General features: G+C 63.2%; 9 protein-coding genes and 1 tRNA gene. 7 read left to right on the plus strand and 3 right to left on the minus strand.

The genetic code is table 11. The annotated features are described in order from the left end of the window. Positions 1-5: 5 nt before the first annotated feature. Positions 6-1,376, plus strand: coding sequence for an MATE family efflux transporter (locus DPV74_RS04595; protein WP_119336628.1), 1,371 nt, complete (start codon positions 6-8; stop codon positions 1,374-1,376). Between the two features lie 49 nt (positions 1,377-1,425). On the opposite strand, the gene DPV74_RS04600 is transcribed toward DPV74_RS04595, so the two are convergent. Beyond that, positions 1,426-1,590, minus strand: coding sequence for a hypothetical protein (locus DPV74_RS04600; protein WP_162922940.1), 165 nt, complete (start codon positions 1,588-1,590; stop codon positions 1,426-1,428). Between the two features lie 148 nt (positions 1,591-1,738). On the opposite strand from DPV74_RS04600, the gene DPV74_RS04605 reads away from it, so the two are divergent. Beyond that, on the plus strand, positions 1,739-1,909 hold the full coding sequence (locus DPV74_RS04605) for a hypothetical protein (protein ID WP_162922944.1): 171 nt from the start codon (positions 1,739-1,741) through the stop codon (positions 1,907-1,909). Between the two features lie 209 nt (positions 1,910-2,118). Here the strand turns inward: DPV74_RS04605 and DPV74_RS04610 are convergent, their stop codons facing one another. Both DPV74_RS04610 and sixA read right to left on the minus strand, forming a co-directional pair. Beyond that, positions 2,119-2,925 (minus strand): GNAT family N-acetyltransferase, encoded by an 807-nt coding sequence (locus DPV74_RS04610; RefSeq protein ID WP_021157266.1) that lies wholly within the window; start codon positions 2,923-2,925, stop codon positions 2,119-2,121. A 170-nt stretch (positions 2,926-3,095) separates the two neighbouring features. Next, positions 3,096-3,557, minus strand: coding sequence for a phosphohistidine phosphatase SixA (sixA, locus tag DPV74_RS04615; RefSeq protein ID WP_027787862.1), 462 nt, complete (start codon positions 3,555-3,557; stop codon positions 3,096-3,098). A 161-nt stretch (positions 3,558-3,718) separates the two neighbouring features. Between sixA and DPV74_RS04620 the strand changes: the two genes are divergently transcribed. From DPV74_RS04620 to DPV74_RS04640, 5 genes are all read left to right on the plus strand, one after another. Further along, positions 3,719-3,795, plus strand: a tRNA-Pro gene (locus tag DPV74_RS04620). 110 nt (positions 3,796-3,905) lie between these two features. Next, positions 3,906-5,063, plus strand: coding sequence for a transcriptional regulator domain-containing protein (locus DPV74_RS04625; RefSeq protein WP_119336629.1), 1,158 nt, complete (start codon positions 3,906-3,908; stop codon positions 5,061-5,063). Between the two features lie 95 nt (positions 5,064-5,158). Beyond that, positions 5,159-5,410 carry a helix-turn-helix domain-containing protein gene (locus tag DPV74_RS04630; RefSeq protein ID WP_119336630.1) on the plus strand — a complete coding sequence of 84 codons (252 nt, stop codon included), beginning with the start codon at positions 5,159-5,161 and terminating at the stop codon, positions 5,408-5,410. Next, positions 5,407-5,898 carry a hypothetical protein gene (locus tag DPV74_RS04635; protein ID WP_162922945.1) on the plus strand — a complete coding sequence of 164 codons (492 nt, stop codon included), beginning with the start codon at positions 5,407-5,409 and terminating at the stop codon, positions 5,896-5,898. The genes DPV74_RS04630 and DPV74_RS04635 overlap by 4 nt, the downstream gene beginning before the upstream one ends. 62 nt (positions 5,899-5,960) lie before the next feature. Next, positions 5,961-7,060, plus strand: a protein-coding gene (locus DPV74_RS04640) for an IS3 family transposase (protein ID WP_119336632.1) whose coding sequence is annotated in 2 segments (ribosomal slippage) — positions 5,961-6,213 and positions 6,213-7,060 — 1,101 coding nt in all. Because the reading frame shifts where the segments join, the coding sequence is not laid out codon by codon here. Positions 7,061-7,087: the final 27 nt, after the last annotated feature.

Genomic DNA, 7,087 nt, shown 5'->3' on the forward strand with positions numbered 1-7,087 from the left:
CCGCCATGTCCGAATCCGCGTTACCGCACGGGGCCGGCACGGGCTCGGCCACCGTCACGCACCGGCGCGTCCTCGCGCTCGCGTTTCCGATCGTCCTGGCGAACCTGACCCAGCCGATCCTCGGCGCCGTCGACACGGCCGTCGCCGGCCACCTCGACGGCGCGCAGTATCTCGGCGGCGTCGCGCTCGGCGGGCTGTTCTTCAATTTCGTGTTCTGGGGATTCGGTTTCCTGCGAATGGGGACGACCGGTCTCGTCGCGCAGGCGCACGGTGCCGGCGACGCCGCCGGGATCCGCCTGAACGTGCTGCGCGCGTTGATCGTCGCGTTCGCGCTCGGCGCCGCGGTGCTGGCGCTGCAGGTGCCGCTGCTGTCGTTTGCGCTGTCGGCGCTCGGCGGCAGCGATGCCGTCCGCGCGACTGCGCTGTCCTACAGCCACGCGCGGATCTGGAGCGCACCGTTCGCGCTCGCGAACTACGTCGTGCTCGGCTACCTGCTCGGGGTGCAGCGCGTGCGGCTCGCGCTCGTCGCGCAGGTGTTCATCAATGCGGTCAACATCGGCGCCGTCCTGCTCTACGTGTATGGCTTCGGCTGGGGCATTGCCGGCATCGGCGCCGCGACGGCCACGGCAGACGCATGCGGCTTCGCGCTCGGCGCATGGATGCTGTGGCGGCTACGGCCGCGCGGCCTTGCGCCGATCGCGGTACGTGCACTCGCCGACCGCGTCGCACTCAAGCGGCTGATCGCGCTCAATCGCGACATCTTCCTGCGCACGCTGTGCCTGCTCGGCGCATTCGGCTGGTTCGCGCACCTCGGTGCGAAACAGGGCGATGCGACGCTCGCGGCAAACGCGCTGCTGCTGAATTTCCAGACGTTCATGGCGTACGGCCTCGACGGCTTCGCGCATGCGGCCGAGGCACTCGTCGGCGCGGCGGCCGGCGCACGCGACCGCGGTGCCTTCCGGCAAGCCGTGCGCGTCACCCTGCTCTGGTCGGCGCTCGGCGCGCTGCTGTTCGCGCTGGTGTACTGGGCCGCCGGCGGCTGGATCGTCGCGCGCCTGACCGATCAGGCCGAGATCCGCGAGGTTGCGCTGCGCTACCTGCCGTGGGCCGCGATTTCACCGATCGTGTCGGTCTGGGGCTTCCTGCTCGACGGCGTCTTCATCGGTGCGACGCAGACACAATCGCTGATGCGCGCAATGGTCGCGTCGCTCTCGATCTTCGTTGTCGCCACACTCGCCGCCGTCGGCACCTTCGGCAACCACGGCCTCTGGTTCGCGCTGCTGCTGTTCATGGCCGCGCGCGGCGCGACGCTGGCGCGCTACCTGCCGGGGCTATTGCGGCGCATCGGCACCGATACACCCGCGGCCCGCGCCTGATGGCGCGCCGAATCGGCCCTAAGCGGGTCCGAGCGGCCTTAAACATCCGTTACTGCGCCGGTTTGGGCGGCGGCGCATCGAGCATCGTCGGCGGCGTCATGTCGGTCGGCACACCGTGATAGTCGGCCGGATCTTCCGGCGGATGGCCGCGACGGGCCTGATGAGGATCGCTGGTACAGGCAGCGAGAAAAGATGCAGCCAGCACGGCCAGCATGAAACGGGTCATCGGGTAAGGCTCCGGAAATCGGCGCGCCCATCGCACGCCGGGACCGCGCCGAGTCTAGCGGAAATCCTGCTTCGGAGTCGCGCCGCGCATGTCCTACTATGTACGCATGGCGCTGTGCCGTGGAAAGGAGGCTGCCATGTCGTCTGAGGAAATTGCCGGCCTGATCGGCCTGTTCATCGGCCTGATGGTGTTCGTCGCCCTGTCGTTCTTCGAGTCGCGCGAATACAAGCGCAGCCATGGCGGCGAAGGGATCATCCATCACTGGATGGCCGAACACCACCTGCTCGACTGGCGGCGCAAGCACTAAGCGCGCCGCTGCCGTCCGGCCCTCCCCCGGGCCGTTCCCGAACGTGCCGTCCCACGGCACGGCGGTGATCGCGTATCTCCGAAATTAACGGGGCCCGATTCACACACGTTGATCAAATGGACGAACGCCGTCGCGCGGCTCATGTCGCACGACGGCGTTCGCGTGCACGCGCCCGAACCAGCAGGCGGGCGCGACGCGGTTCAGACGGCTCAGCCCAGGAAGTGGCGGGCGTAGCGCGCGTTGATGTCGGACAGACGGAACAACGTCAGGAAATCCGCGCAGTTGAAGTCGGGATCCCAGGCCGGCGCACCGCAGATCTTCGCGCCGAGACGCAGGTAACCCTTGATCAGCGGCGGTGGCGCCACGACGGTGCCCGTCTGCAATTCGTCGACCGGCAGGGCCGTATGCGGGAACGCACGATACTCGGGCGCCGTCAGCGAACCTGCCGACAGCGACTGGTACAGGTTCGCCGCATAGTGACCGCCGTCGGCCATCGACACGCTCGCGCAGCCGAGCATCGTCTCATAGCCGTTCTGCATCATGTACGTGCCGAGACCACCCCACAGCGCCATGATGACGGCGCCGCTGCGGTAGTCGCTGTGCACGCACGAGCGGCCGACCTCGACCATCTTGCCGCGCAGGTGCGTGAGGCGCGACAGGTCGAATTCGCCTTCGGCGTACAGGCGGCCGACACGCGCCGCCTGGTGCGGCGGCAGCACGCGATACGTGCCGACGACCTTCAGGGTGTCGAGATCGCGAACCAGCAGGTGGTCGCAGTACGCATCGAACGGATCGACGTCGAGACCGGAGGGGCCGCTGACCTGCGCGCCCATCTCTTCGGCGAACACGCTGTAACGCAGGCGCTGGGCTTCGCGCAATTCGTCTTCCGTACGCGCCCACGCGGCGCGCAGGCGATACTCCGATGTGACGGTTTCAGCAGCGCGCGGCAGGAGGCGCCGCGACGTGTCGAGGGGCAGCGAGGCAAAAGGGAGCGTAGGCGTCGGCAGTTCTCGCATTAGGCTTTCCTGATCGTAAGGAATAGGACGACATGCCCGCCAATGTAGTAATCGGCCGTGACCGTTATGTGGCACGACCGTGTCCTTTCAATGACGTGTCGCCGAATTGACTTTAGCAGAAAGCTTGCGAAACCGTATGACGAAACCCTTCAAAGCGCTTCAGGCGGGCCTCACACCAGGTCGGGCGTCAATACTGCCCGCAGCACGGCCTGCCGGCTGCCGTCGCGCGTGCGGCTCGCGAGCCACACGATTCCGCCCTTCTTGACGCTCCAGCTGTCGTCGCCGCCGGCGATCAGTTGCGCGGCGACGCTGCCGAGCGTCGGCTGGTGGCCGACGATCACGACCGTCGGCGCGATGCCGTCCGGCCAGCCGGCCGCCGCCAGCACGTCGTCGACGCTGCCGCCCGGCGCGAGCGCCTCGACCGTCCGGTACTGGTCGGTCAGCGCCTCGACGGTCTGTACGGTGCGAGCCGCCGGGCTCGCGAGGATCACGGTGTTCGTCTCGAGCCGGCCACGCAGCCACTTGGCCATCGCCTGTGCGTCCTTGCGGCCGCGGACGGTCAACTGCCGCGCGAGATCGCTCGTCGCGTAGTCTTCGGCTTCGGCGTGGCGCCACAGGATCAGGTTCATCATGATGTTCTCCTTGCTTCGGCGAGCGGCCCCGCGCCCATGCGTGCGGGCCGGCCGATTACCGTGCGAATTGTCGCAAATTGCGGCTCGTTCGCCGCCGCGGCATTTACCCGCATATAGGGATTGACCGGATCAGCCATTCAAAGATAGAATCTTTGGCTCGTCGGAGCGTAGCGCAGCCTGGTAGCGCATCTGATTTGGGATCAGAGGGTCGAAGGTTCGAATCCTTTCGCTCCGACCAAAGGAATCAAGGGGTTAGCTGATGCTAACCCCTTTTTCTTTTGTCGCATCCAGCCGCATTGCTACTCCTTTGCTACCATCTAGAGCGATTTCCATAAGGAACCGCACCCGATGGCACGCCGTCCTGTCCCGATCCAGCACCGCCTTTTCATCGTCCGCGCCGACTGGCGGGAAATGAGCGCCTACCCCGAAGTAATCCGCGACGATCCCACCATGGGGGCTTGGGAACTGCTTCGGCGCAACAACCAGTACGCGCAGGACTATGCCGACTGGTATCACCGCATCAAGGATGTCCCCCCGGTCCCGTTTCCCAGAATGTCCCTCGATGGATACTTCTGCTATCCGGAACCCTTGCAAGGTATGACCTATGAACAATACCGGGCCAAGCATCCCGACAACCTTGTACTTCCCTTGCAGGACCACATCCGCGAGCGCTGGGGCATTACCTGCTTGATCGACCCGAAATTAACTGCCGCCCAAGTAGCAACCCAACATCCCAGCCGCGAGCAGCGAAACCGACTAGCGTGGCTGTTTGCCTGCACTGCGCCCGACATCCTCAATCCACCAACTCACTGGCCGGAAAAGAACTACCTTACTCACCGATCAGTGTCGATGCTGACATCCGGATTCTGTACCGGAACGGAGGTCATGGTTCGGTTCGACTTTACGGGAAAATTCGAGGTCCAGGTCGAATCGCTACGCCGACAGATCGGCGCCTTCTTCGAAGGCGGCACGCGAAGTGGCTCAGTTGTCGTCGGCCGGCGGGAATACGCCAATGCAGATACCACAGGACAGCAGCCAAATTCCGACGTCTTGAACATGGAAAACTTTCAGGCTTTCCTCGCGGTCAAGCCGGGCTGGAACAGCTCCCCATTGAAAACCAAATCCCTTCGCGACGTGATACGCATGGCTGACCTGATCGCTTCACTAGAAGCAGGCACGCTCGAAGATGAGATACGCGAGAAATATGACGATTTCCCGCCTGCCGAGATCAGCGACTTGGACCTATCGGTCGATCCCGACCGTGCCCCGATTGCTCTGTTCTACATTCAGGAACACCAGCGCGTTCGCAAAGACTTGCGCCGAGCGTTGCTCAGACATTTCGAATCGCGTCAGCTCGACCAAAAGGAGCTTAACCCCCGTGAGATCAACCGATTGCTTGACCATGCCTACCAGCTCGCCGCCGGTGACCACACGTCGGCCGCGAGACTGGCTCAAGTTCAGCATCGCCCTGCCAAGAAGAAGGATGAAGAGAAAAAATCCGAGTAGCGCAATGCATTTTCGCCTCTAGACCATTTCGCATTTTCGCGCCCACCTGATCTACCTAAATTACGCATGCCGATTCGGCGTAACTGGAGATCAGTATGATTGAGAAAAACACCACTGCTTCGCCGCTGCTCCGCAGCCTGCTGCACGAATTCCTCGACGACCGCGCGCTCGCCGAACTGCTCGACATCTCCGACAAAACGCCCGCGCAGTGGCGTCACCTCGGCAAGTTCACCAAGGAGTTGCCGTTCTACAAGTTCGGCCGCTGCGTGCGCTACCGCCGCGAAGACGTCGAGGCGTTCATCGAGAAGAGCCGCGTCGGCGGTATCAACATCGCGGAGAGCGAATGACTCCGCCCAAAAATGAACCCAAGAATCTCGCTGAAGTTTTGCGTACTGCGCTGCCCCCTGTTCAGAGTGGCGTCGTTTGCGTCATCGTGCGCGATGCGACCTTGATGTTGCACGCTCGTATGACCTTTCAGTCGCACATACTTTCGGCCGCGTCCATCGCTGATGTACCGATCGCACCAATAGAAACGCTGACTGCGCTGTACGGTTCGGGCTCGCACGACGCTGACATCGCAGAGGTTCTCGTACGTCACAACGCGGACGCGTCTCAACGGGTCGATAAGCTGAAGATCATCCGCCTCGACAACTGCAAAATTTTCAAGCCGTCGTCGAATGAAGGTGTGCATGTAACCCTCAAGAACTTGAAGGATTACGGCTGCGTCGCAGCAGAACAGAGCATTGTTGGCATGCCCCGCGACGAGATGATCGACGCGATCAATCGCCTGGACGCTGGTAGCCGGAAACAGAACGGGATCGTGTTGCTGACCTGAGACGTTTCTTGTAGCCATCTGGCAAGTGAGTTCTCTTTTATCCTAGAGGCAAGGAGAACTCGATGAAGAAGCGATTTACCGACGAGCAGATCATCCGGATCTTGCGCGAGGTCGAGAGCCGGGACGAGCCGGTGAAGGACCTGTGCAAGCGCCACAACATCTCGGAACAGACGTTCTATCGTTGGCGCAACAAGTTCGGCGGCATGGATGTGGCCGACGCCCGTCGGCTCAAGGATCTGGAATCGGAGAACGAGCGGCTCAAGCGCCTGATTGCCGAGCAATTGCTGGTCATCGACGGCCTGAAGGAATTCAGCCGAAAAAAATGAGCACCCCAACGGGCCGGCGCGAAGCGCTGGAAGTCCTGACTCGGCGGGGTCTCTCGCAACGCAAGGCATGTTGTTATCTGGGGCTGAGTCGCCGGGTGGCCACCTATAGGCTCAAGCAACCGGAGAAGGATCGGAGCCTGGGCGAGCGGCTGATGGCGGCCGCGCAGGAAGTGCCGCGCTTCGGCTACCGGAGGATGTCGGCTTGGCTGGCGCTGGGCGAATCGCGCGTGCGGCGAATGTGGCGAGCCTTGCAGCTCAACATTCCACGGCGGCGTCCTCGCCGCCGTCGTTGTGGCAACGACATTCGCCTGCCCGGTGCGACACAACCCAACTCGGTATGGAGCTACGACTTCGTGCACGATCAACTGGTAGACGGGCGGGCGTTGAAGATGCTTTGCGTGATCGATGAATACACCCGCGAGTGTCTGGCGATCGAGGTCGGCGCCAGCCTGCGGTCGCAGGACGTCATCCTGACGCTGTCGCGACTGATGCGGCTGTACGGCAAGCCCGCGTTCATTCGGTCTGACAACGGCGCCGAATTTACCGCTGCCAAGGTCATGCGCTGGCTGCGAGATGCTGCCATCGGTCCTGCCTTCATCGCACCGGGCAGTCCGTGGCAAAACGGGTTCGTCGAGAGCTTCAACGGCAAGCTGCGTGACGAATTGCTGAACCGGGAATGGTTCCGCAGCCGCGCCGAGGCCAAGGTGCTCATCGAACGCTGGCGACAGTTCTACAACGAGCGCCGGCCCCATAGCGCACATCGCTATCAACCTCCCGCCACGGTCCGTCGAGCCTGGCTGGATTCCGATAATATCGACGCGAGACTCACTGCCTGACTGGCTACAAAATTCCACCGCAGGTCA

The sequence above is a fragment of the Burkholderia sp. HAN2018 genome (assembly GCF_024704855.1).
Classification (GTDB): domain Bacteria; phylum Pseudomonadota; class Gammaproteobacteria; order Burkholderiales; family Burkholderiaceae; genus Burkholderia; species Burkholderia cepacia.